Genomic DNA, 24,860 nt, shown 5'->3' with positions numbered 1-24,860 from the left:
GGCATCCGCCATCGGTGGCTAGAACGACATGGGCAGTCTGACGGTCAACTGGAGGTCGGGCGTGTCCCGGGTCAGGCCGGCGCCCACGGTCACGTTCAGGGTCGTCTTCGGGCTGTAGCGGTAGGAGTAGCCGAGCAGGAGCGACGACAGCTGCGTGCGCACCGAGCCCAGCACGCGCTGGCCATTCTGCTCCGTGGGACCGATCGAATAAAGCTCCATCCCGAGGCTGAACGACGAGCGGTCGTTGATCGACAGGCCCATGCCGAAGTTGATGCCCCAGACGTTGCCCGGCTTGACGTCGCCGATGAACTCGCGTTCGCCGTTCAGCACCAGCCGACTGATGCCGCTGCGGGAAAAGTTGTACGTGTAGGTGACGCCGCCGAAGAACACGGCCGGGTCCGAAGGCAGCAGCCAGGTGAAGCCGGGCTGCAGCGAATAGAAGCCCGAACCGGTGGGCAGGTCCAGCGGCAGGCCGGTGCCGGTGGCGTTGCCGATGCAGCGCGTGACGCAGTCGGTCACGACGTCGAACGGGTCCTTGCCGGTCTTGGACTTGAAGCGCAAGCCGCCGATCACGTAGGGCTTGCCGTCCTTGCCGTCGGACAGCTGGTAGCGCGCCGCGAGTTCCGCGTCGCCCACGCCCTGACCCTTGGTGTTGAAGACGTTGTCGAAGGCCGAGCCGGTGAAGATCTCGCGACTGATGGTCGAGTCGGAGCGGGAGACATAAGGCAACTTGGCTTCGAACTCGAGCCGGTTGGTGGCGCCCCAGCGGCCGGTCAGCGTGCCGATGAAGGTATTGCGCTTGAACTCGCGCACATCGACCAGGCCGATCAGCAGGGCCGGAATCACGGTGTAGCCGACCAGCGCGACCCGGTTGCTCGAAGAATAGCCATAGAACAGCGAGGGCTCGAAGACGAACTTTCCCTTCGGCGTGAGGATCCCGGGCTCGTCGAACAGCTGGGCCACCTGGGGCGGCTGCGGGGCCTCGTCGCTGGGAGCGACACCGACCTGCACCGGCCTGGCGCCGGCATCCGGGGCTTCGCGGTCCGGCGTGGGCTTGGCATCGGCCGTCTGCGCCGCCGCATCCGGACGCGGCGCGGCGCGCGCGTCCTGCGTGTCGAGGCGCTCCTGGAGTTCGCGGTAGCGAGCCTCCTGCTGCTGCGCCTGTTCCCGAAGTGCATCGATCTGTCGCCCCTGCTCCCTTAGCTGCTTCTGCAGCGCCTCCAGGCGCTGGTTCGCATTTCGGCTCGCCGACGATCCCTGTGTCTGCGCCGTCGCATTCGACCATGCAAGAGAAGTGCAGGCCAGCAGCGCCAGCGCCCGGTACGGGCTCGATGTCCCCATCGCGTCCCCTCCTTACCGCTTCTTCGTGTAAGCGTTTCGCGATGCAGCCTAAACGTAATGAACAGGCACACCAAGCTACAAGTTGCAAACAAAGGTAAGTGCGCCTGTTGCAACTTGGGAGGTGTCGCAGTTTTGTGGCACTTCGGATCGCCGATGCAAGAGCGGCTCAAAGTCGCGTCGCGCCACGCCAGGCCTCGTCGCGCCGACAGCGCGTCGCGTGCAGGCCCTCGCTTCAGCCTGATCGACTGTCACGCAGATGTGACGCTGCGCGCATCCGATCGCACGTGGAAGCCCATGCGATGCCTGTCGAGTCCCCGATGGACGAGCCCGTCGCTACCTCTAACGGCCGTCAAGCGCGTGTGACAGAGCAGGCCTGAAACTGGCTTTTTCGACAGCTTCGACGCCCCCGCCCGGTCTCGGCAAAGCGGCGCGGCGAATCGCTTTCTCCCTCGGAAAACGCAACCGATGCGCAACAAGCGGTAAGTGCTTGGCACCGAAGTTGCACATGGCCCCCTCGATTTGCGGCGCCGCATATCAAGTCTTGTCCGTTCAACTTACTGGAGGGTTCATGAAAAAGTCACTTCTGGCTTCAGCCATCGCCATGGCGTTCTGCGGTGCGGCATTCGCGCAGCAGACGGCCAATCCGACGGGAGACGGTTCCGCCAGGAACGTCAACTACAGCGACAGCAGCACCTACTCGAGAACAGACAGCAGCACGCGCACGCGCACCGACAGCAGCACGCATACGCGTACCGACAGCAGCACCAACAAGGACTCGGGTGATGCAGTGGCCAGCGCCTCGCGTACCGCAGCGCTGAACAACGGTTCCACCGGAGCCTTCGACAACGCCTTCAACTTCAACAAGACCACCGCCACCGCGAGCAGCGAGCTCAACGGCACCGTGTCGAACAACGGTGTCTGGGGCATCGGCAACCAGGCCATCAACAACGGCTCGGCCGCTGGCGGCAAGGCCTATGGCGGCACTGGCGGCAAGGCCTATGGCGGCTCGGCCTCGGGCACCGGCAACGGTGGCAAGGGCCTGGGCGGCGAAGCCGCGGTCGGCGGAGAAGGCGGAAGCGCGCAGAACGGCAGCGCGACCAACGGCAGCGCCCGCAATGGCGGTGCCACCGCAGGTGACGGCGGCAAGGGCAGCGGCGGCGGTGCGAACGGCGCCAACTACGGCGGCCTCGCGCTGGCCGGCGGATCCCGCGGCGGTTCCGTGGGCCGCAGCGGCAGTGGCGGCGATGGCGGTGCGGGCAGCACCGGCGACGGCGGCAACAGCGGCCGCGCCCGCAGCGGCGGGACCTCGGGTGCCGGTGGCGACGGTGGCGCAGGCGGTGCCGGCGGCGCAGGTGCTTCCGGTGGTGCAGGCGGTACCGGCGGCGCAGCCGGAGCCGGCGGCACGGCGAGCACCAACGGCGCCGGATCACGCACGGCCGGCAGCGGCACGGGCGGCGCAGGCGGCACGAGCACCAACGGCAGCTCGACCAACGGCAGCGCGACCAACGGCAGCAGCACCGCAGGTGCGGGCGGCGCCGGCGGCGGCGGCACCGGTGGCACGGGCGGCGCCGGCAATGGCGGCACCAATACCGCGGCAGGCGGCACGGGTGGCGCAGGCGCCGGTGGAACGGGTGGCGCAGGCGGAACCAACACGGTCAATGCCGGCACGTTCGACATGTCCAACACCATGAGCAGCGTCGGCCAGACCGCCGCCGGCATCATGGTCGCGAACCAGAACAGCGGCATGTCCTCGCTGGTGCAGCAAAGCGTGAACGTACAGGCCAACCTGTCCGTGGGTCGCTGATCGAAAGGCGGGGCGATCTCCGCCGTGCCGCCCGGGTCACCGGGGGCACGGCGCTGATCGGCTCGCACTCACCGCAGGCCGTAGGGAGACGCCATGACATCGACTACCCACTTCGGGCCCCTCTGCGTGGCCCTTGGAATCCTGTTGCCGACGATTGCAGCGGCGCAGGCCTCGCGAGCCGCACCGGACGCCGGGGGGAGGAGCGTGGCCTTCGTTGCCCAGCCGGTCGACGCGGACACGCTCGCCAGCACCCGTGGCGGCGCCGAGGTCGTCTACAACGACATGAACCTGCACGGCGTCACCGCCGGCAATTCGGCGCGCAACGTGACGACGGGCGACAACACGATCAGCGCCGGCTCCTTCGCCAACATGAACGGCCTGCCGACCGTGATCCAGAACAGCGGCGCCAACGTGCTGATCCAGAACGCGACGATCCTCAACCTGCAGATGAACTGAGGATCGGCACCATGCGCCGCCTGCTTCTTTGCGCCGCTCTGCTCGCGACGGTCGACCTGGCCGCCGCCGATGGCGCGTACATGCCGTCGATCGCGATGGGCGACGTGTCGATCCCGTTGACGAGCATGAAGCAGGCGCGCACCGGCCGCACGCTGATCCAGAAGTACGACTTCAGCTGCGGCTCGGCCGCGCTCGCCACGCTGCTGACCCATCACTACGGCTATCCGGTCACCGAGCAGACCGTGTTCGAGCAGATGTACGAGCACGGCGACCAGGCGAAGATCCGCAAGGACGGCTTTTCGCTGCTCGACATGAAGCGCTACCTGGAGGCGCAGGGCTTCGAGGCCGATGGTTTCAAGCAGCCGCTGGACAAGCTCAACGAGGCCCGCGTCCCGGCGATCGTGCTGATCAATTCGGACGGCTATCACCACTTCGTGGTCGTCAAGGGCGTGCAGGACGAGCGGGTGCTGCTCGGCGATCCTGCCCTCGGGACTCGCGCGATGCCGCGCCAGGCCTTCGAGAAGATCTGGACCAACGGCTTGCTGTTCGTGATCCACAACCGCATGGAATCGGCGCGCTTCAACCTGGCTGCAGACTGGCGCGCGGCGCCGAGGGCGCCCGTGAGCAGCGGTGTCGCCCGCGCCGGATTGACCGACATCACCATGCCCAAGTTCGGGCCGGGGGATTTCTGATGCGCCGCGGCCGAGCCCTCCTCCCGATGCGGTCGGCCATCGCCCTGTCGATGTTCGCCGGCCTGCTCGGCACGCCCGCGTGGGCCGACGGCGACGCCGGGCGCCGCAGCGAGACCTGGATGGCGGTGGGCGACGCCACGCTGGACCGCCTGCGCGGCGGCTTCGATGCCGGCGGCGGCCTGATGGTGACCTTCGGCATCTCGCGCGCGGTCTACATCAACGGCGGCCTGGTGACGCAGACCACGCTCAATTTCGGCCAGCTGAACAACCTGAACGCCGCGCAGGCGGAACAGCTCAGCAAGCAGATGGCGGCCCTGAACCTGGTGCAGAACGGCCCCGGCAACACCTTCGCGCCGCAGCAGGCCGGCACCTCGGGCACCGTGATCCAGAACACGCTGGACAACCAGCACATCGTGAACCGGACCGTGATCGACGCCAGCAGCAATTCGCTCGGCATGATCAAGAACCAGAACATGCAGTCGACGATCAACGACGCCGTGGCCCGCGCGATCGGCGGCCCTCGCTGAGCGCGCGGATCAGTCGGGCGTGAAGTCCAGAGCCATGCACAGCGCGTGCAGGTTCGGCACGATCAGCTGCGGCCGCGCACCGTGCTCCCACGGCCGCTCCTCGCGCACCAGCCAGGCGGCCTGCATGCCGGCATCGAGGGCGCCCACCACATCGAGCGCCGCATCGTCGCCCACATGCAGCATGTCCTTGGGCAACAGGCCCACCGAGGCCGCGGCGGCGCGGAAGATCGGCGCGTGCGGCTTGCCGCTGCCGAAGTCGCGTGCATTGAAGGCGGTGCGGAACCAGCGGCCGACGCCGGTGCGGTGGATGTCGGCGTTGCCGTTGGAGACCGCCACCAGCGGATAGCGCTCGCTGAGCCACTTGAGCGCCGGCAGTGCGTCGTCGTAGAGAGTGACGCGCTGGCGCTCTTCGAAGAAGACCTCGAAAGCCGGCTCGGCCAGCGCCGGGTCTTCGCCGGCGCGCCGCAGCGCGCCGCGGATCGACTCGCGGCGCAGCGCGCTCAGGTCATGCGCAAGGTCGGAGCGCTCCTTGGCCGCCGCCTCGCGCAGTTCGCGCAGGATGCCGGGCGTCACCAGCAGGTCGGCGGTCTTGGGCGCCTCGCGCAGCAGCCAGTCGTGCAGCACGCGCTCGGCGCGCTCGATGGTCGGCCAGATCGGCCACAGCGTGTCGTCGAGGTCGAGCGAGATCGCGGCGATGCGCTTGACGTCGAGCGCGAGGGAATCGGGGGTCGCAAAAGCCATGACCGAGAATAGCGCATGCCTTTTCGAGACGAACCGACCGCCGCCAGCAAGACCCCGGAGCGCACCGCGGTGCTCTGGTGCAATCTCGGCTCGCCGGACGAGCCCACCGCCCGGGCCGTGCGCCCCTACCTGCGCGAATTCCTCGGCGACCCGCGCGTGGTCGAGATCCCGCGCCTGCTGTGGGCGCTGATCCTGCACGGCATCATCCTGCGCGTCCGGCCGGCCAGGTCGGCCGCCAAGTACGCCAGCATCTGGACGCCCGAAGGCTCGCCGCTCAAGGTCTGGACCCGCAAGCAGGCGCTGCTGCTGGCCGGCTGGCTCGGCGAGCGCGGCCATCGGCTGACCGTGCTCGACGCCATGCGCTACGGCAAGCCGTCGATCGCTGCGCGGCTGGACGAGCTCAAGGCCGCCGGCGTGACGCGGGTGCTGGTGCTGCAGGCCTATCCGCAGTATTCGGCCACCACCACGGCCAGCGTCATCGATGCGGTCAACGCCTGGAGCGCGCAAGTGCGCCGGCTGCCGGAACTGCGCTTCGTCAACGACTACCACGACGACCCGCTCTACATCGAAGCGCTGGCCCAGGACGTGCAGCGCCACTGGCAGCGCAACGGCCGCGGCGATGTGCTCGTGATGAGCTTCCACGGCATTCCGGAGCGCAATGTCCGGCTCGGCGATCCCTACCAGCTGCAATGCCTGGCGACGGCGCGGCTGCTGGCCGCGCGGCTCGCGCTCGCGCCGGAGCAGTATCGCGTGACTTTCCAGTCGCGCTTCGGCCGCGCGAAGTGGCTCGAGCCCTACACCGAACCGACGCTGCGCGAACTCGGCACGGCCGGCGTTTCACGCGTGGACGTGATGTGCCCGGGCTTTCCCGCCGACTGCCTGGAGACCTTGGAAGAAATCGCGATGGAAGGCCGCGAAGCCTTCGTCGGGTCGGGCGGCAAGGAGTTCCACTACATCCCCTGCCTCAACGACAGCCCGGCGTGGATCAGCGCGCTCAGCGGCATCGCCGAGCGCAATCTCGCGGGCTGGCCGACGCGGGCCTAGAAGCGCCCCAGATAGTCGAGCTTGCTCAGCGGCACGCCGCTGTGCCGCAACACGTCGTAGGCCGTCGTCAGGTGGAAGTAGAAGTTCGGCAGCGCGAACTGCAGCAGGTAGCGCTCGGCCGTGAACTTGAGTTCGTTGCCGCGCACCTTCATCACGACCTCGCGCGCCTCGGCGCCGTCGATGCCCGCACGGTCGACGCCGTTGAGGAATTCGATCGTCTTCGCGACCCGTGCCTGCAGCTCGGCGTAGGTGGTCTCGGTGTCGGGAAAGCTCGGCGCCGTGATGCCGGCGATGCGGGCGGTGCCGAGCTTGGATGCATCGCTGGCGCTCTGCACCTGGCCGGCCAGCGTGAACATGTCGGGCGCCAGGCGCGCGATGACAAGATCGGCCGGATCGATGCCCGCGGCCTGCGCATGGGCCAGTCCCTTGTCGAGCACATGCGAGAGTTGACCAAGTCCGCGGACGAATACCGGGACCGAGATGTCGTAGAACGAAAGCGCCATGGATGAAGTCTCCGAGTGAATCAGCGGGCCCATTGTCTGCCCGCCGCGTTTCACGTGCCGGCAGCGCGCACGAAGGCCTCAACGGGCTCCAGATGGCCGGGCACGTTGAGCGCCGGCGCGTGGCCGCAGCCCGGCACCTCGATGATCTGCAGGCGGCCGGCGGCACCGGGGCCGCGGCTGCGCATCTCGGCCAGGGTCTCGGGCAGCACCAGGTCGGAGTCGACGCCGCGCAGGCACAAGACCGGCGCCTCGATCGCGTCGTAGTGCTGCCACACCAGATAGTCGTCCGGATGGGCTTCGAACTGCCGCACCATCGCCGGGTCGTAGTGCGGCGTCACGCGGCCGTCGGGCAGGCGCCGGGTCGAGCTCTCGGTCAGGCGGCGCCACTGCGCGTCGCTGAGCCAGCCGTAGGGCTTGTAGACCGTGCGGAAGAACTGCTCCAGCTCGACCACCGTGTCGAAGGCCGGCGGCTGGCCGGCATAGGAACGGATGCGCTCGACCGCTGCCGCCGCGATCTGCGGCGCGTTGTCGTTGAGCACCAGGCTCGCGATGCGCGGCTTCATCGTCGGCTCGAGCAGGCCCGACGCGCAGACCATGCCGATCGCGCCGCCCATCGAGGTGCCGATCCAGTGGACGCGCCTGAGCTTCAGCGCGTCGAACAGTCCGAGCGCCAGCCGGCCGTAGAAGGACAGCTGGTACTCCTCGTCCGGCGCCGGGCTCCACTGGCTCAGTCCACGGCCGATAGTGTCGGGGCAGATCACGCGGAAGCCGCGCTCGGCGAAGTGCCGGGCCAGCTCGTCCATGTCGCGGCAGGTGCGCGCGAGGCCGTGCCAGGCCACCACCACCGGGCCATCGTGCGGGCCCCAGTCGAGCCAGTGGACCTCGCGGCCGGCGATCTGAAGGTAGTTCGAGCTTGGAGCGTTCATTTCATGGCCCTCGCGCGCAGGCGGCCGACGATGCCTGTGGGAAAGTAGTAGACGGACAGAACGAACAGCACGCCCAACCACAGCAGCCAGCGGTCGGGCGACAGCAGCGCCGCGAGCCAGCCAATGCCGCTCGCCGCCTCGCTGCCGATGCGCAGCAGATCCTGCAGGTAGCTCTGCGCGATCACGAACAGCACCGCGCCGACCACCGCGCCATAGATCGTGCCCATGCCGCCGATCACCACGATCAGCAGCACGTCGACCATGATCTCGAAGCTGAGCGAGGTGTCGGGTCCGTTGTAGCGCAGCCAGATGGCGAGCATCGCGCCGGCCAGCGTCGCGAACAGCGCCGACAGCACCGAGGCCGTGGTCCGATAGACCACCACGCGGTAGCCGATCGCCTCGGCGCGGAACTCGTTCTCGCGGATCGCCTGCAGCACGCGGCCGAAGGGCGAATTCACGATCCGAAGCAGCGCCAGCACCAGCAGCACCGTGGCGACGAAGAGCAGGTAGTAGCACAGCAGCCGGCCATCGAGCGAGACGCCGAGGAAGGGTTCTTCCGCGAACTCGAAGCTTGGCGAGATCAGCTCCGGCAGCTTGAAGGTCAGGCCATCCTCGCCGCCCGTGAAGTCCGACAGCTGCGAGGCCAGGGTCTGGAAGGCCGAGGCCACGGCCAGCGTGATCATGGCGAAGAAGATCGCCCGCACGCGCAGCGAGAACAGGCCGATCGCGAGCGACAGCACCAGCGAGATCGCCAGCGCGGCGCCGAGGCCGACCGCCACCGCGCCCCAGTTGGCGCCCAGGCGGCTGGCCGAGATCGCGATGCCGTAGGCGCCGATGCCGAAGAACATCGTGTGCGCGAAGCTCACGATGCCGGTGTAGCCCAGCAGCAGGTCGAAGCTCGCGACCAGCACGATGAAGACCAGGATCTTGGCCGCCACGCTGAGCGCCTTGACGCCCGGGAACAGGAAGGGTGCGAAGGCCAGCGCCAGCACCAGGGCTGCGAGCAGCAAGGCCAGCAGGCGGCTGCGCGGCAGGTCGTTGGAAAGAAGTCGGGACAGCATGGGTTTCTCTTCAACGATTGGCCACGGGGTAGACGCCCTGCGGACGCCACAGCAGCACCGCCACCATCAGGAAGATGCTCGCGAACTGCGTCAGCGTCGGCACGATGAAGCCGATGTAGTTGGTCATGAGGCCGACCAGCAAGGCGCCGATCAGCGCGCCGGCGGTCGAGCCGAGCCCGCCGATGATGATCACGATGAAGATCAGCACGTTGACCTGCGCGCCCATCTGCGGGATCAGGTTCTGCTGGAACAGCCCCCACATCACGCCGCCCAGGCCGGCCAGCGCGCTGCCGACCACGAAGACGCCGACGAACAGCCGGCCGATGCGGTAGCCCAGCGACTCGACCATCTCGCGGTCCTGCACGCCGGCGCGGATCAGGAGGCCGATCTTGGTGCGGCCCAGGGTCCAGGCCAGCAGGCCGAAGACGAAGGCGCCGATCACGACCGCGAGGATGCGGTACTTGCTGATCGCCGCGTCGCCCACCAGCAGCGAGCCGCGCAGGGCTTCGGGCAGCGGCAGCGGGATCTGCGCCGGCCCCCAGATCACCTTGATCAGCTCCTCGCCGATGATCATGCCGCCCATCGTGATCAGGATCTGCTTCAGGTGCTGGCCGTACACGGGCCGCACGATGAAGCGCTCGAAGGCCAGGCCGACCGCGCCAGCCACCAGCATGGCGACCAGCATCGCGGGGAACACGGCCACGAGATTGCGCCACAGCTCACCCGAGCCGGTCCAGTCGCCCATCAGGCCGAGCACGCTGCTGGCGACGAAGGCGCCGAGCGCGATGAACACGCCGTGGCCGAAGTTGAGCACGTCCATCAGGCCGAAAATCAGCGTCAGCCCCGAGGCGATGATGAAGATGATCATGCCCATCGCGAGGCCGGCCACCGTCAGCGTGAGCCAGGTCGAGACCGAGCCCGTGAGCGGCAGCGCGATGAGTGCCAGCACCGGCACCAGCGCGAGCGGCTTCCAGTCGAAGTCGAGGTTCTTCATAGCGCCAGTCCGAGCAGCGATTGCTGCAGTTGTTCGTCGGCCGAGAACGCGGCCATGCTGCCGCTGTGCACGACGCGGCCGTTGTCCATCACGGCCACCTGGTCGCCCAGGCGCTGGGCGAAGCTGATGTTCTGCTCGACCAGCAGGATCGTCACGCCGCTGCGCTTGAGTTCGCCGAAGGCATCGATCATGTTGTTGATGATGGCCGGCGCCAGGCCCTTGCTGGGCTCGTCGACGACCAGCAGTTCGCGCGGCTCGACGATCGCGCGCGACACCGCAAGCATCTGCTTCTGTCCGCCCGAGAGCTTGCCCGCCGGGTGGTTCCAGAACTTCTCGACCGCCGGGAACAGCTGGAAGATCCACTTCAGGCGTGCGTCGTCCATCTGCTCGGCGTTCTTCGCCTTGCGGGCCGCCAGCAGCATGTTCTCCTTGACCGTGAGGTCCGAGAAGATGCCCATGTTCTCGGGCACGTAGGCGATGCCGAGCTCGGCGATCTGCGGCGTGCGCATCGCCGTGATGTCGGTGTCGCCGAAGCGCACGCTGCCCTGCGAGGCATGCCAAAGGCCCATCAGCGTGCGCAGCGTGGTGGTCTTGCCGGCGCCGTTGCGGCCCAGCAGCATCGTGAGCTGGCCCCGCGGCACGGCGAGGTCGACGCCGTGCAGGATGTGGTAGGCGCCGATGTGCGTATGCACGCCCTTCATCTCGAGAAGATTTGTGGTCATGCGGCTCATGCGGCAGCCTCCTTCGCAACACCCAGATAGGCTTCCTGGACGATCGGCGAGGCGATCACCTCGGCCGGCTCGCCGTCGGCCACCAGTTGCCCGTTGTGCAGCACGATGATGCGGTCGGCGAGTTCGCGCACCACGTCCATCTTGTGCTCGACCAGCAGGATGGTCTTGCTCCTGTCCTGCTTGAGCTTGCGGATCAGGTCGAGGATCACCGGTGCCTCGGCCGCGTTCATGCCCGCCGTCGGTTCGTCGAACATGAAGACCTTGGGTTCGAGCGCCATCAGCAGCGCCACCTCGAGCTTGCGTTGGTCGCCGTGCGGCAGGCTAGCCACGGTCGCGTGCTCCTTCGACTTCAGCGCCACGTCGGCCAGGATCTGGTCGGCGCGCTCGGTCAAGGCGCGGTGGTCGCTCCAGATGCTCCACAGGTTGAGGCCGCGCCGATGCGCGCCCTCGCGCGTCGCCTGCACCGCGAGCCGCACGTTCTCGAGCACCGAGAGGTTCGGGAACAGGTTGGTCAGCTGGAACGCCCGGCCGAGCCCGGCCCGCGTGCGCGCCGAGGCCGGCAGTCCCGACAGCAGTTGGCCGTCGAGCGACACCGTGCCCGCGGAGGCCTTGAGCTGCCCCGAGATCAGGTTGAAGTACGTGGTCTTGCCGGCCCCGTTGGGACCGACGATCGCAGTGAGCGTGCCCGGCGCGAACGCGCAGGAGACAGCATTCACCGCCACGTGTCCGCCGAAGCGGATGGTGAGATCAGTAGTTTCAAGCATGGGAGGTATGAACTCGGCCGGCGCAGCCAGGCCGTGTTGGTGGAACACCGCGGAACCGGCTTTTGCCGGGCCGCTGGTGTTGCCCCCTGAAAGGGGGTGGGCGCCCGGACACGAAGTGCCGGGCAACCTGGGGGTCAGCGTTTATTCTTGATGGGGATGTCCATCTCTTCAGGCTTGATCTCGTGCACCAGCTCCGGCACGCCCCACGCGAACGCGGGATCGACCTTGATCTTGAAGTGGTACATCGACTGCATCGCCTGGTGGTCTTCCTTGCGGAAGGTCATCTTGCCCTTGGGCGTGTCGAAGCTCATGCCTTCCATGGCCGTGATCAGCTTGTTGGTGCTGGTGTCGCCGCCGGTCTTCTTGAGCGCGGTCACGATCGCCATCGCGGCCGAGAAGCCGCCGGCCGTGAAGAAGTCCGGCGGCGTCTTGAATTCCTTGTAGTGCATCGAGACCATGGCCTCGTTGACCGGGTTCTTCGGAATGCCGAAGTAGTAGTAGGCCGCGCCTTCCATGCCCGGCAGCGCCTTGTAGGCCGCCATGGCGGGCAGGATGTTGCCGCCGGTCGCGATCTCGATGCCATAGCGCTTCAGGTCGAGGTCGACGATCTTGAAGGGGTTGCCGGCGCCGGCCCACACGATCCAGATGATCTTGCGGCCCGGCTGGTCCTTGAGCTTGTCGATCAACCGCTGCGCACCTGCGGTGAAGTCGGTGGTGGCCGGCGGCAGGTATTCCTCATGGACCAGCTTGGCCTTCTTCAGCGCGCTGCCGAAAGCCTTCACGCCGTCGCGGCCGAAGGCGTTGTCCTGCGCCAGCGTGGCGACCGTGACGCCGGCCTTGTCGACCGCGACCGCGTTCGAGATCGCGTCCTGCGAGCTGTTGCGGCCGGTGCGGAAGATGTACTTGTTCCACTTGTCGCCGGTGATCGAGTCGGCCACGGCGGGCTCGACCAGCAGGATCTTCTTGTATTCCTCGGCCACCGGCAGCATCGCCAGCGCCACGCCCGAAGAGGTCGGGCCGACCGCCAGCGCCGCCTTGTCGTCGGCGTAGGCTGCGGCGAGCAGCGACTTGCCGAGGTCGGGCTTGCCCTGGTCGTCCTTCTCGATGACGACGATCTTCTTGCCGTTGACGGTCATGGTGCCGCCGGTCGCGTAGTCCAGGCCCATCATGAAGCCGGTCTGGGTCTGCTTGCCGTAGGCTTCCAGCGGACCGGTCTTGCTGTAGATGTGGGCGATCTTGATCTCGTTGGACTGGGCCCAGGCCGGGAGGGCCAGGGCACCTGCGGTGGCCAGGGTGGCCAGCGCGACGAGGTAGCGACGTTGCATTCTTTGTCTCCTGAAGGTGATGGCTGAATATTGCACAGTTCGTGCCAGCCTCCATCGCCTTGAAAACAAAGGACTTTCCCTTGGTTTCGCTCTGGAAAGACTGAAATCAGGACAGACGAACTGTCCAAGTTTCAGTCAGTTGCATATTTTTTATTCAGGGTTTTCCAGACGTTCGTAGAGCGTGGCGCGCGAGATGCCCAGCAGCCGCGAACTCGCCAGCTTGTTGCCGCCGGTCGCGGCCATCGCGGCGGCGATCGCCCGCCGCTCGAGCTCGGCCACCTGCTGCGCCAGCGGCCGCAGCAGCGCCGCACCCTCGGCCGAATCGGCGGCCTCGCTCGGCAGCGGCTCGGGCGCGGCGATCTTCTCCTGCCCGGCCTCGCGCAGGATGCGCTCGAGCTGGGCGGCGTCGATGCGCTGGGAGTCGCTGCGCATGGTCACCTGCTCGAGCACGTTGCGCAGCTCCCGGATGTTGCCGCGCCAGTGCTGCGCCGCCAGCAGCGCCAGCGCGTCGGGCGCGAGTTCGGGCGGGGCCTCGCCGCTGCGCAGCGCCATGTCCTCGCCCAGCACCTCGACCAGCGCCGGGATATCGGCGCGGCGCTCGCGCAGCGGCGGCACGCGCACCGGCAGCACGTTGAGGCGGTAGTAGAGGTCTTCGCGAAAGCGCCCTTCCCTGACCAGCGCCGCGAGGTCGCGCGAAGTGGCGGCGATCACGCGGGCATCGAAGGGCACCAGCTTGTTGGAGCCCAGCGGCTCGATCTCGCCCTCCTGCAGCGCACGCAGCAGCTTGGCCTGCAGGCCCAGCGGCATGTCGCCGATCTCGTCCAGGAACAGCGTGCCGCCGTCGGCCAGCTTGAACTTGCCCTCGCGCGCCTTGCGGTCGGCGCCGGTGAAGGCGCCGGGCGCGACGCCGAAGAACTCGGCCTCGAGCAAGGTGTCGGGCACGGCCGCGATGTTGACGCTGACGAACATGCCGCCGGCCCGCGCCGAGGCGGCATGGATCGCGTGGGCCAGCAGTTCCTTGCCGGTGCCGGTCTCGCCGAGCAGCAGCACCGGGCTCGACGACTGCGCCGCGCGCCGTGCGTGGCGCTTGACCTCCACCGCGGCCGGGCTGCTGCCGATGAAGCTCGCGAAGGTGTACTTGGAGCGCCGCTGGCCGTCGGCCGACTGCTGGTAGAGCGGATTGGCGCGCTGGCTCGCGAGCTCGCGCCGGGCGTCGTCGAGGTCGCGCTGCAGCAGCGCGAACTTGCTGATCAGCGGCTGCAGCGTGGTCTCGGGATGGTCGAAGAGCACGATGCCGATGGCGCCGATCACCTCGCCCGGCGTGGCGCCGGCATCGCCCTCGCGCTCCTCGCGCAGCGGGATCCGGCTGACCACGAAGGTGCCGGCCTTGTTGGTCAGCAGGTCGATCAGGATCGGCTCGCCGGTGTCGAGCACGCGGCGCATCTGGGTGTTGGGAATGACGTCCTCGACCCGATGGCCGAGGAACTGGTCGATCGACGAGAAGCCCAGCGCCGGCAGGAAACGCCGGTAGCCCTCGTTGACCCACACGATGCGCCCGCCCCGGTCGACCAGGAACATGCCCTGGCTGATGCTGGAGAACAGATGGAACATCGAGCGCGCAGCGAGCGCGAGGATGCCTTCGGCATCGAGCGGCAAGGCGGGGGGTGCGGCGGTGGCGGAGGGCATGGCGGGATCGTAGCGCCGATCAATTCGACTGCCGAATCGGAAGATTCCAGTGCGCAGCAAACATCGGACAGGTCCTGGATCGCACGATTCGGCCCGGCCGATTCACTACCATCGGTGGCTTTCGAAGTTGCGGTGCGCGACTACAGGGCGACCCACCGGGGCTTGCTATGCTGCGCCCCTTGCGCGGCCCACCGGCCGCCTGCCGACGCCCTGGCGAAACGACCCGTCGCCACGCGACGTCACACCTTTCTTGCGGAATCTCATGAGGAACTCCCGGCTCCCCGCGCTTTGTCTCGCCGCTCCCCTGCTGCTCGCCGCCTGCGCCGTTCCGCGGCCGCCCGAACAGGTCGCGGCGCCGACGCCGGCGCAATGGCAGACGCCGCTGCCGGCCGGCACCGCCGCCCTGCCCCACGGCGGCTCCATGCCCTCGCTGGCCGAATGGTGGCGGCAACTCAACGACCCGCTGCTGGTCGAGCTGATCGTCGCCGCCGAGGCCGCCAGCCCGACCGTGGCCAGCGCCCAGGCGCGCATCGGCGAAGCCCGCGCCTCGCGGGTCGCGGCCGGCGCTGCGCTGGTGCCGAACCTCAACGGCTCGCTGTCGGCCAGCCGCGGCAATTCGCCCACCTCGGGCTTCTCGACCGGCAGCACCGGCACCGACATCCCCCCGCTCACCACGCAGCAGGCCGGCCTGCAGTCGAGCTGGGAGATCGACCTCTTCGGCGGCCTTCGCGCCAGCCGCGACGCCACCCAGTCGCGCTATGCGGGCGCCGACGCCCGCTGGCACGACGCCCGGGTCTCGGTCGCCGCCGAGACTGCCAACGCCTACCTCGCCGAGCGGGCCTGCCGGCGCCAGCTGGTGGTGTCGACCTCCGACGCGCAGTCGCGCGCCGAGTCCGCGCGCCTGACCGAGCTGTCGGCGCAGGCCGGCTTCACCGCGCCCGCCGATGCCGCGCTGGCCCGCGCCAGCGCCGCCGAGGCGGCCGGCAGGCTGACCCAGCAGCGCGCGCTGTGCAGCGTGCAGCAGCAGGCGCTGGTGGCGCTGACCGGCATCGAGGGAACGGTACTGGCGCGCCGGCTCGCCGCCGCCCCGATCGACGTCACGCTGCCCGCCGTGCAGGCGGTCTACAGCGTGCCGGCCGAGGCGCTGGCGCAGCGGCCGGACGTCTACGCGGCCGAACTCGACGTCTCAGCGGCGAGCGCCGAGGCCGGCGCGGCGCTGGCTCAGCGCTTCCCGCGCCTGTCGCTCCAGGGATCGATCGCCGTGCTGAAGGTGCGCGGCGGCGGCTTCAGCGAAACCCTGGACACCTGGACCCTCGGACCGCTGGCGCTCAACGTCCCGATCTTCGACGGCGGCACCCTGGCAGCCAACTATGACGCCGCCAAGGGCCGCTACGAAGAGTCGGTGTCGCTCTATCGCGCCAGCGTGCGGCGCGCGGTGAGCGAAGTCGAACAGGCGCTGATCAACCTGCAGAGCACCAGCGAGCGCGCGGCCGATGCCGACACCGCGGTGCGGAACTACCAGACCTCCTTCGACGCCACCCAGGCCCGCTTCAACACCGGTCTGGCAAGCCTCTTCGACCTCGAGGATGCAAGGCGCACCCTGTTCGTCTCGCAGACCGCCCGCGTCGCGCTGCAGCGCGAGCGCGCCGAAGCCTGGGTCTCGCTCTACCGCGCCATGGGCGGCGGCTGGACGCGGCCCGAATCCCTGGCCTCTACGGCCCCTGCCTCCGCACCGTCGCCATGAAAAGAATGAAGCGTTCCACCCTCCTCGTCGTGCTGGCCGCCCTGCTGGTCCTGGTCGCCGCCGCCTTCTGGCTGATGCGCGGCAAGTCCGCCGCCGCGCCCGAGAAAAAGCCCGAAGCCGCCGCCCGGCCCTCGCTGACCGTCACGGTCGCCAAGCCCGAGACCAGCGAACTCAGCGTCACGCTGGCGGCCAACGGCAATGTCGCCGCCTGGCAGGAGGCCAGCATCGGCTCCGAATCGAACGGCCTCAAGCTGGCCGAGGTGCGGGTCAACGTCGGCGACCTGGTCAGGAAGGGCCAGGTGCTCGCGACCTTCTCGCCCGAATCCGTGCAGGCCGACGTGGCCCAGGCCAAGGCCTCGCTGGCCGAGGCCCGCGCCACCGCCGCCGACGCCACCGGCACCGCGGCGCGCGCACGCACGCTGCAGGCCACCGGCGCGATGAGCCAGCAGCAGATCAACCAGTACCAGACGGCCGAGCAGACTGCCAAGGCAAGGGTCGAGGCGGCCGAGGCGGTGCTGGCCGCGCAGCAGGTGCGCGGCCGCAACACGCAGGTGCTGGCGCCCGACGACGGCGTGATCTCGGCCCGCACCGCCACCGTCGGCAGCGTGGTCGCCGCCGGCACCGAGCTGTTCCGCATGGTGCGCCAGGGCCGGCTCGAATGGCGCGCCGAGGTCACTTCCTCCGAACTCGGCCGCATCGCGGTCGGCACGCCGGCCGTGATCACCAGCGCCAGCGGCGCCCAGGTCAGCGGCAAGGTCCGCAGCATCGCGCCGACGGTCGATCCGCAGACCCGCGCCGCGCTGGTCTACGTCGACATCCCGAACGTGCTGCAGAACACCGGCCTCAAGGCCGGCATGTTCGCGCGCGGCGATTTCCAGCTCGGCCGCACCAGCGCCTTGACCGTGCCCCAGGCCTCGGTGGTGCCGCGCGACGGCTTCAACTACCTGCTGCTGCTGCAGCCCGACAACCGGGTCGCGCAGCTCAAGGTCGAGACCGGCCGCCGCGTCGGCGACCGGGTCGAGATCACGACCCCGCTGCCGGCCGATGCCCGGGTGGTGGTCCAGGGCGCCGGCTTCCTGAACGACGGCGACCTGGTGCGCGTGGTCGAGCCGCCGCCGGCCGGTGCCAAGCCCGCGGTCGAGGCCGCGAAGTAAGGAGCCGCCATGAACGTCTCGGCCTGGTCCATCCGCAACCCGATCCCGGCGGTGATGCTGTTCGTGCTGCTGACCTTCGCGGGTCTGTTGTCCTTCAACGCGATGAAGGTGCAGAACTTCCCCGACATCGACCTGCCGACCGTGACGGTCTCGGCGGCGCTGCCGGGCGCCTCGCCCTCGCAGCTCGAGAACGATGTCGCGCGCAAGCTCGAGAACTCGATCGCCACCATCCAGGGCCTGAAGCACATCACGACCAAGGTGCAGGACGGCGCCGCCACGCTGATCGTCGAGTTCCGGCTCGAGAAGCCGGTGCAGGAGGCGGTCGACGACGTGCGCTCGGCGGTGCAGCGGGTGCGCGCCGACCTGCCGGCCGACGTCCGCGATCCGGTGGTCACCAAGCTCGACTTCGCGGCCCAGCCGGTGCTGGCCTTCACGATCGCGTCCGCCAAGATGGACGCCGAGGCGCTGTCCTGGTTCGTCGACAACGACATCACCAAGAAGCTGCTGGCGCTGCCCGGCGTCGGCGCGGTGAACCGCGTGGGCGGCGTCACGCGCCAGGTGCATGTGGACCTCGATCCGGCCAAGCTGCAGGCGCTCGGCGCCACTGCGGCCGACATCTCGCGCCAGCTGCGGCTGGTGCAGACCGAGAGCGCGGGCGGCCGCGCCGACGTCGGCGGCAGCGAGCAGCCGGTGCGCACGCTGGCCACGGTGCAGTCGGCCGACCAGCTCGCCGCCATGCAGATCGCGCTGACCGACGGCCGCCGCATCCGCCTCGACGAAGTCGCCCGCATCAGCGACACCATCGCCGAACCGCGCGCCGCCGCCCTGCTGGACGGCCGGCCGGTGGTCGGCTTCGAGGTGGCGCGCAGCCGCGGCGCCAGCGAGGTCGAGGTCGGCGCCGCGATCCAGAAGGCGCTGGCCGAGATGCGCGCCCAGCACCCCGATCTCCAGCTCACCGAGGCCTTCAACTTCGTCGCCCCGGTCGAGGAGGAATACCAGGGCTCGCTGCACCTGCTCTACGAGGGCGCGATCCTGGCCGTGATCGTGGTCTGGCTGTTCCTGCGCGACTGGCGCGCCACCTTCATCTCGGCGGTGGCGCTGCCGATGTCGGTGATCCCGGCCTTCGCCGGCATGTACCTGCTGGGCTTCTCGGTCAACGTGATCTCGCTGCTGGCGCTGTCGCTGGTGGTCGGCATCCTGGTCGATGACGCGATCGTCGAGGTCGAGAACATCGTGCGCCACCTGCGCATGGGCAAGACGCCCTATCAGGCGGCCATGGAGGCGGCCGACGAGATCGGCCTGGCGGTGATCGCCACCACCTTCACCCTGATCGCGGTGTTCCTGCCGACCGCCTTCATGAGCGGCGTGGCCGGCAAGTTCTTCAAGCAGTTCGGCTGGACCGCCTCGCTGGCGGTCTTCGCCTCGCTGGTCGTTGCCCGGGTGCTGACGCCGATGATGGCGGCCTATCTGCTGAAGCCGATCGTCGGCGAGGAAAAGGAGCCGCGCTGGCTGGCGATCTACATGCGGATGGCCGAGTGGTGCCTGAAGCACCGCTTCACGACCATGGTGCTGGCCACCCTCTTCTTCTTCGGCTCGGTGGCGATGATCCCGCTGCTCAAGACCGGCTTCATCCCGCCCGACGACAACTCGCAGACGCAGGTCTACCTGTCGCTCGCGCCCGGCGCCACCTTGGCCCAGACCACCGCCACCGCCGAGGAAACGCGCCGGCGCCTGATGGCGATCGACCATGTGCGCAGCGTCTACACCACGGTCGGCGGCGGCAGCGCGGGCGGCGACCCGTTCGCGAACTTCGGCACGCCCGAGACGCGCAAGGCCACGCTCACGATCCAGCTCGACCCGCGCGGCGACCGGCCGCGCAAGCAGGTGATCGAGAACCAGATCCGCGCCGCGCTCGAATCGCTGCCCGGCGTGCGCAGCACCGTGGGCCTGGGCGGCTCGGGCGAGAAGTACATCCTGGCGCTGAGCGGCGACGACCCGGCCGCACTGACCACCGCGGCGCGCGCGGTCGAGCGCGACCTGCGCACCATCCCCGGCCTCGGCAACATCACCTCGACCGCCAGCCTGATCCGGCCCGAGATCGCGGTCAGGCCCGACTTCGCGCGCGCCGCCGACCTCGGCGTGACGAGCTCGGCGATCGCCGAGACGCTGCGCGTCGCCACGCTCGGCGACTACGACCAGAACCTGCCCAAGCTCAACCTGGCGCAGCGACAGGTGCCGATCGTGGTCAAGCTCGAGGATTCGGCGCGGCAGAATCTCGCGCTGCTCGAACGCCTCGCCGTGCCCGGCGCGCGGGGCCCGGTGATGCTGGGACAGGTGGCGGCGCTCACGGTCGAGGGCGGCCCGGCCGTGATCGACCGCTACGACCGCACGCGCAACGTCAACTTCGAGATCGAGCTGTCGGGCGTCGGCCTCGGCGACGCCAAGGACGCGGCCATGAACCTGCCCTCGATCCGCGGCCTGCCCCCGGGCGTGCGCGTTGCCGAGGTCGGCGACGCCGAGGTCATGACCGAGCTGTTCGCGAGCTTCGGCCTCGCGATGCTGACCGGCGTGCTGTGCATCTACATCGTGCTGGTGCTGCTGTTCAAGGACTTCCTGCATCCGATCACGATCCTGTGCGCGCTGCCGCTGGCGCTGGGCGGCGCCTTCGTCGGCCTGCTGATCGGACAGAAGGCGCTGTCGATGCCCTCGCTGATCGGGCTCATCATGCTGATGGGCATTGCGACCAAGAACTCGATCCTGCTGGTCGAATACGCGATCGTCGCGCGCCGCGAGCACGGCCTGTCGCGCTGGGACGCGCTGCGCGATGCCTGCCACAAGCGGGCCCGGCCGATCATCATGACCACGCTGGCGATGGGCGCCGGCATGCTGCCGATCGCGGTCGGGCTCGGCGCCGCCGACTCCAGCTTCCGCTCGCCGATGGCGATGGCGGTGATCGGCGGGCTGATCACCTCGACCGTGCTGAGCCTGCTGGTGGTGCCGGCGGTGTTCACCTATGTCGACGACGTCGAGGGCTGGATCCGGCGCACGGTACGGCGGCTGCGCGGCAAGCCCGCAGCAGCCGAACCGAAGCCGGACGCGGACCAGGGCGCGGGATAGACTAGCCCCGTCCATCGACGGAGCCACACCATGACTCGACTCGTTTTCCGCGCCGCGGCCTCCGGCGCCCTGCTGTCTGCCGCACTCGGCGCCTCGGCCCAGACCCCGACCGACCTGCAGCAGGCCCAGGAACGCCATGAGCGGCAACTGGCCGTGTGCAACAGCGGCAAGCTGCCGACGCCCGAACGCGAGGCCTGCGTGCGCGACGCCGGCATCGCGCTGGACCGCGCGCGCGGCGGGCCGCCGGCCAACGTCACGACCCGCACCCCCGACCGCCGAGCCACCGTGGTGGCACCCGAAGGCGCGCCGGTGCCGGGCGCGACCGACACGGTGCGCTCGCGCCGTTCGACCACGGTGGTGCCGGCCGACCCGCCCTCGCGCTGAGCCTCGGGCGCCCGCACCAGGCTCCCAAGCCGGTCGCCCGAGCCGCATAATCCTGTCCATGTCCGCCCTGCGCCGCGCCCGCTTCCTCGCCAGCTTCGTGCTGGCGTGGTTCGTGCTGTCGCTGGGCGTCGCAGTGGCATCGCCGCTGGTGCAGCCGAAGCCGATGGAAGTCGTCTGCTCGGCCGCCGGCGCCACCATGCTGGTGGTCCTGACCGACGACGGCGCCCAGGCGCCGGCCGCCGGCCACCTCGACTGCCCGCTGTGCCTGACGGCCGGCGCACCGCCACCCGCGCTGCCGGCCGTGCGGCTGCCGGCTCTGCTTCCGCTGGGCCACGCGCTCCAGCCGATTCCCGCCGCGCGCATCGCCGCGGCGACCGCGGCGCCGCTGCCGGCGCGCGGACCTCCTCTCTCCTGAGCTTGCTCCAGACCTGACGCGCGGGCGCCCTGGAGGGCGCATCGCTGCGCGTTTCCAGCAATGCGGTGGCACCGGAAGGGGTGCCGAGGAGGTTCCCCATGAACAAGAACAAGACCATGCTGTCGCTCGCGCTGGGCGCGGCATTTCCGTGGTGGGCGCTGCCCGCCCTGGCGCAGGATGCGCAGGGCGCTGCAGCGGCCGACGAGGCCGCCGAGCGATCCCGCTCGCTCGGCGTCGTCACCGTGACCGGCGGCCCGCCGAGCTCGCTGCCGACCCAGATCCCGACCACCATCGAGAGCATGACCCGCGAGGAGATCGAGACCCGCATCAACGCCACCGACAGCGAGGATGCGCTCAAGTACCTGCCCAGCCTGCTGGTGCGCAAGCGCTACATCGGCGACTACAACCACGCGATCCTCTCCACCCGCGCCTCGGGCACCGGCAACAGCGCCCGCTCGGCGGTCTACGCCGACGGCATCCTGCTGTCGAACTACCTCGGCAACGGCATCTCCAACGGCACCAACTACGCGCCGCGCTGGGGCCTGGTGACGCCCGAGGAGATCGAACGCGTCGACGTCATGTACGGCCCCTTCTCGGCCGCCTACCCGGGCAACTCGGCCGGCGCCGTGGTCGACTACGTGACGCGCAAGCCGACCCAGTTCGAGGCCCACGTCAAGGCCGGCTACTCGTCGCAGCCGAACGACCTCTACAACACGAACGAGACCTTCAACAGCTGGCAGACCAGCGCCTCGCTCGGCAGCCGCAGCGGCGACTGGAGCTGGTGGATCAACCTCAATCGCACCGACAGCCAGGGCCAGCCGCAGACCTTCACGACCGCAACCGTCGCGTCGGGCACGCCCGGCCGCGGCGGCACGCCGGTGGTCGGCTTCGTGCCGGGCCTGAACACCACCAACACGCCCTGGTACATCCTGGGCACCGGCACCCAGTACCACACGCTGCAGGACCACGCCAAGATCAAGCTGGCCTACGACATCTCGCCCACGGTGACCGCCAGCTACACCCTGGGCTATTGGCAGAACGACGCCGAAGGCCGGCCCGCGACCTTCCTCAGCAACAGCGCCGGCCGGCCGGTGTACACCGGGGCGATCAATATCCTCGGGCGCAGCTTCACGCTCGGGCCGACTGCATTCCCGCTCACCAACGACGAGCAGACCCACTACATGCACGGACTCTCGGTCAAGAGCAACACCAAGGGCGAATGGGACTGGGAGGTGGCCGCGAGCCTTTACGACTACGCGACCGACATCCAGCGCGCGCCCACGGTGGCACCGCCACTGGCCGAGTTCGGCGGCGCCGGAACCGTGCAGGACCAGGGCGGGACCACCGGCTGGAACACGCTCGCGGCCAAGGGCACCTGGCGGCCGCAAGGCATATCGGGGGCCCACATCGTGGACTTCGGCGCCGCGCGCGCCGCCTACAAGCTCGGCATCCTCAAGACCAACGCGATCGGCAACTGGATCAACGGCCCTTCCGGCACGCTGGTCAGCAACGTCGGCGGCAACACCGAGACCATCGCCGCATGGGCCCAGGACAGCTGGTCCTTCGCACCGAACTGGAAGGCCGTGCTGGGCCTGCGCGCGGAAGACTGGCAGGCCAGCAACGGCTTCACCGCGACCGCGGCGAACTACCTCGCCTACGCGTCGCGCAGCGAGTCGGACCTCTCGCCCAAGGGCGCACTGGCCTACCAGTTGACGCCTGACACGGTGCTCAAGGGCTCGATCGGCCGCGCCGTGCGCTATCCGACCGTGGGCGAGCTCTACGGCGCCACCACCGGGGGGGCGCTGTCCTTCATCAACGACCCGTTCCTCAAGCCGGAGAAGTCCTGGACCGCCGAGCTCAGCGCCGAAAAAGACCTCGGCAACGGCATCGCGCGCGCCACGCTGTTCCACGAGACCACCGAGGATGCGCTCTTCAACCAGCTGATCCCCAACACCAGCATCACGCGCGTCACGAACATCGAACGCGTGCGCACCAACGGCTTCGAGCTGGCCTACACCGGCCAGGACGTGTGGATGCGCGGGCTCGATCTGGGAGGCAGCCTGACCTTCGCCGATTCGAAGACCGTGGCCAATGCGCTCAACCCGGCCTCGGTGGGCAAATGGCAGCCGCGCGTGCCGCGCTGGCGCTCGACCGTGTTCGCCACCTACAAGCCGGATGCCCGCTGGGCGTTCACCGCGGCGGCGCGCTACAGCGGCAAGCAGTACTCGACGCTCGACAACAGCGACGTCAACGGCTTCGCCTACTTCGGCGCCAGCAGGTACTTCACGGTCGACCTGCGCGTGCGCTATCAGATCGACAAGCAGTGGTCCGCCGCCTTCGGGATCGACAATGCCAACAACTACCAATACTGGAACTTCCACCCCTACCCGCAGCGCACTTACACCGCCGAATTGCGCTGGGATCTCTGAGACCTTGCGGGACAGACCAACAACTGCGCAGCAGTTTTGCTCTGTCCTCAACTGACTAGAACCTTGCGGGACAGACCAAGAAACTGCGCAGCAGTTTTTGCTCTGTCCTCAACTGATTAAAGGAGCCACCAATGACCCACCCCCACACCCTCCAATCCCTGGCCGCCTGCGCCGCCCTCTGCAGCACCGCCGCCCTGGCCCACGTCACGCTTCCCGCCGGCGGCGCCGCGGCCGGGAGCGACTACGAGGCCGCCTTCAGAGTCGGGCATGCCTGCACCGACGCCAAGGCCACGACCGGCATCCGGGTCCAGCTGCCCGAGGGCTTCACGCTGGCCCAGGCCCAGCCGCGCAAGGGCTGGACCTTGACCGCCCAGCCGCGCGAGGTGTCCTGGAAAGCCGACTCCCCCCAAAGCGCCCTGCCCGCCGCCGAACGCACCGAGTTCATCGTGCGCGGCAAGCTGACCGACAAGCCCGGCACCCTCTACTTCAAGGTGCTGCAGAGCTGCGACGTCGGCAGTGCCGACTGGGCCCAGTTGCCGGTCGCCGGCTCGACCGCCAAGCTGGCGTCGCCGGCCGCCCGCCTCGACGTGCTGCCGGCCGGCGTCGCGGCGGTCGATGTGCGCGATGCCTGGGTGCGCCAGACCGTGCCGGGCCAGAGCGGCACCGGCGCCTTCATGAAGCTCACGGCCCCTTCGGGCGCCCGGCTGGTGGGCGCCTCCACCCCGGCGGCCGGCGTGGCCGAAGTGCACGAGATGAAGATGGAAGGCGACACCATGAAGATGCGCGAGCTCACCAGCGGCCTCGAGCTGCCGCCGCGCCAGACCGTCGAGCTCAAGCCCAGCGGCATGCACGTGATGCTGATGGACCTGAAGCAGCCGATCGCCAAGGGCGGCAGCATCCCGATGACCTTGCGCTTCGAGGACGCCAGGGGCGCCAAGAGTTCGCTCGAGGTCCAGGTTCCGGTCGGGGCACCGCCCGGCGCCGCGACGGAATCGCAGGGTCACGTGCACAACTGAGTCGCC

The 24,860-nt window shown here is 69.2% G+C and carries 22 protein-coding genes; 12 read left to right on the top strand and 10 right to left on the bottom strand.

The annotated features are described in order from the left end of the window. Nucleotides 1–18: 18 nt before the first annotated feature. Nucleotides 19–1,341 carry a tol-pal system YbgF family protein gene (locus tag QTI45_RS04345; RefSeq protein WP_286367526.1) on the bottom strand — a complete coding sequence of 441 codons (1,323 nt, stop codon included), beginning with the start codon at nt 1,339–1,341 and terminating at the stop codon, nt 19–21. 568 nt (nt 1,342–1,909) lie between these two features. Between QTI45_RS04345 and QTI45_RS04340 the strand changes: the two genes are divergently transcribed. The 4 genes from QTI45_RS04340 to QTI45_RS04325 all read left to right on the top strand — a co-directional run bounded on the left by QTI45_RS04340 (nt 1,910) and on the right by QTI45_RS04325 (nt 4,820). Next, nucleotides 1,910–3,145, top strand: coding sequence for a hypothetical protein (locus QTI45_RS04340; protein WP_286653603.1), 1,236 nt, complete (start codon nt 1,910–1,912; stop codon nt 3,143–3,145). 93 nt (nt 3,146–3,238) lie between these two features. Then, the gene (locus QTI45_RS04335; RefSeq protein ID WP_286367524.1) at nt 3,239–3,601 is read left to right on the top strand and encodes a hypothetical protein; all 363 of its coding nucleotides are present in this window, start codon (nt 3,239–3,241) and stop codon (nt 3,599–3,601) included. Nucleotides 3,602–3,612: 11 nt separating this feature from the next. After that, nucleotides 3,613–4,293 carry a C39 family peptidase gene (locus tag QTI45_RS04330; RefSeq protein ID WP_286653602.1) on the top strand — a complete coding sequence of 227 codons (681 nt, stop codon included), beginning with the start codon at nt 3,613–3,615 and terminating at the stop codon, nt 4,291–4,293. A 26-nt stretch (nt 4,294–4,319) separates the two neighbouring features. After that, nucleotides 4,320–4,820, top strand: a complete 501-nt coding sequence (locus QTI45_RS04325; protein ID WP_286653601.1) for a hypothetical protein — start codon at nt 4,320–4,322, stop codon at nt 4,818–4,820. Between the two features lie 9 nt (nt 4,821–4,829). Here the strand turns inward: QTI45_RS04325 and QTI45_RS04320 are convergent, their stop codons facing one another. Then, on the bottom strand, nt 4,830–5,561 hold the full coding sequence (locus QTI45_RS04320; RefSeq protein WP_286367521.1) for an HAD family hydrolase: 732 nt from the start codon (nt 5,559–5,561) through the stop codon (nt 4,830–4,832). A 15-nt stretch (nt 5,562–5,576) separates the two neighbouring features. On the opposite strand from QTI45_RS04320, the gene hemH reads away from it, so the two are divergent. After that, nucleotides 5,577–6,605 carry a ferrochelatase gene (gene hemH, locus QTI45_RS04315; protein ID WP_286653600.1) on the top strand — a complete coding sequence of 343 codons (1,029 nt, stop codon included), beginning with the start codon at nt 5,577–5,579 and terminating at the stop codon, nt 6,603–6,605. Here the strand turns inward: hemH and QTI45_RS04310 are convergent. The 8 genes from QTI45_RS04310 to QTI45_RS04275 all read right to left on the bottom strand — a co-directional run bounded on the left by QTI45_RS04310 (nt 6,602) and on the right by QTI45_RS04275 (nt 14,595). After that, the gene (locus tag QTI45_RS04310) at nt 6,602–7,108 is read right to left on the bottom strand and encodes a DUF1993 domain-containing protein (RefSeq protein WP_286653599.1); all 507 of its coding nucleotides are present in this window, start codon (nt 7,106–7,108) and stop codon (nt 6,602–6,604) included. The two genes, hemH and QTI45_RS04310, sit on opposite strands and share 4 nt — an antisense overlap. A gap of 50 nt (nt 7,109–7,158) precedes the next feature. Beyond that, complete coding sequence (locus tag QTI45_RS04305) at nt 7,159–8,034, bottom strand: alpha/beta fold hydrolase (RefSeq protein WP_286653598.1); 876 nt, start codon at nt 8,032–8,034, stop codon at nt 7,159–7,161. Continuing rightward, entirely contained in the window at nt 8,031–9,095 is a 1,065-nt protein-coding gene (locus QTI45_RS04300; protein ID WP_286367517.1) for a branched-chain amino acid ABC transporter permease, read from the bottom strand. Before QTI45_RS04300 ends, QTI45_RS04305 begins: the two co-directional genes overlap by 4 nt. A 10-nt stretch (nt 9,096–9,105) precedes the next feature. Continuing rightward, the gene (locus tag QTI45_RS04295) at nt 9,106–10,089 is read right to left on the bottom strand and encodes a branched-chain amino acid ABC transporter permease (RefSeq protein WP_286367516.1); all 984 of its coding nucleotides are present in this window, start codon (nt 10,087–10,089) and stop codon (nt 9,106–9,108) included. After that, a complete protein-coding gene (locus QTI45_RS04290; RefSeq protein WP_286367515.1) occupies nt 10,086–10,811 on the bottom strand; it encodes an ABC transporter ATP-binding protein in 726 nt (241 codons plus the stop codon). Before QTI45_RS04290 ends, QTI45_RS04295 begins: the two co-directional genes overlap by 4 nt. Before the next feature lie 5 nt (nt 10,812–10,816). After that, nucleotides 10,817–11,584 (bottom strand): ABC transporter ATP-binding protein, encoded by a 768-nt coding sequence (locus tag QTI45_RS04285; RefSeq protein ID WP_286653597.1) that lies wholly within the window; start codon nt 11,582–11,584, stop codon nt 10,817–10,819. A 134-nt stretch (nt 11,585–11,718) separates the two neighbouring features. Continuing rightward, nucleotides 11,719–12,909 carry a substrate-binding domain-containing protein gene (locus tag QTI45_RS04280; protein WP_286653596.1) on the bottom strand — a complete coding sequence of 397 codons (1,191 nt, stop codon included), beginning with the start codon at nt 12,907–12,909 and terminating at the stop codon, nt 11,719–11,721. 150 nt (nt 12,910–13,059) lie between these two features. Next, on the bottom strand, nt 13,060–14,595 hold the full coding sequence (locus QTI45_RS04275) for a sigma-54 interaction domain-containing protein (protein ID WP_286367512.1): 1,536 nt from the start codon (nt 14,593–14,595) through the stop codon (nt 13,060–13,062). A gap of 262 nt (nt 14,596–14,857) precedes the next feature. On the opposite strand from QTI45_RS04275, the gene QTI45_RS04270 reads away from it, so the two are divergent. The 7 genes from QTI45_RS04270 (at nt 14,858) to QTI45_RS04240 (ending at nt 24,854) form a co-directional block, all read left to right on the top strand. Further along, entirely contained in the window at nt 14,858–16,339 is a 1,482-nt protein-coding gene (locus tag QTI45_RS04270) for an efflux transporter outer membrane subunit (protein ID WP_286653595.1), read from the top strand. Next, complete coding sequence (locus QTI45_RS04265; RefSeq protein WP_286653594.1) at nt 16,336–17,493, top strand: efflux RND transporter periplasmic adaptor subunit; 1,158 nt, start codon at nt 16,336–16,338, stop codon at nt 17,491–17,493. The genes QTI45_RS04270 and QTI45_RS04265 overlap by 4 nt, the downstream gene beginning before the upstream one ends. A 9-nt stretch (nt 17,494–17,502) precedes the next feature. Beyond that, nucleotides 17,503–20,610, top strand: a complete 3,108-nt coding sequence (locus tag QTI45_RS04260; protein WP_286653593.1) for an efflux RND transporter permease subunit — start codon at nt 17,503–17,505, stop codon at nt 20,608–20,610. 30 nt (nt 20,611–20,640) lie between these two features. Beyond that, nucleotides 20,641–20,994, top strand: coding sequence for a hypothetical protein (locus QTI45_RS04255; RefSeq protein WP_286653592.1), 354 nt, complete (start codon nt 20,641–20,643; stop codon nt 20,992–20,994). Nucleotides 20,995–21,052: 58 nt separating this feature from the next. After that, entirely contained in the window at nt 21,053–21,409 is a 357-nt protein-coding gene (locus tag QTI45_RS04250) for a DUF2946 family protein (RefSeq protein ID WP_286367507.1), read from the top strand. Between the two features lie 98 nt (nt 21,410–21,507). After that, complete coding sequence (locus tag QTI45_RS04245) at nt 21,508–23,838, top strand: TonB-dependent receptor (RefSeq protein WP_286653591.1); 2,331 nt, start codon at nt 21,508–21,510, stop codon at nt 23,836–23,838. A gap of 131 nt (nt 23,839–23,969) precedes the next feature. Next, nucleotides 23,970–24,854 (top strand): copper chaperone PCu(A)C domain-containing protein, encoded by an 885-nt coding sequence (locus tag QTI45_RS04240; RefSeq protein ID WP_286653590.1) that lies wholly within the window; start codon nt 23,970–23,972, stop codon nt 24,852–24,854. The last annotated feature ends 6 nt before the right edge of the window (nt 24,855–24,860 follow it).

The organism is Variovorax saccharolyticus (genome assembly GCF_030316765.1).
Lineage (GTDB): Bacteria > Pseudomonadota > Gammaproteobacteria > Burkholderiales > Burkholderiaceae_C > Variovorax > Variovorax saccharolyticus.
This window is presented reverse-complemented; position numbering and strand designations above follow the sequence as displayed.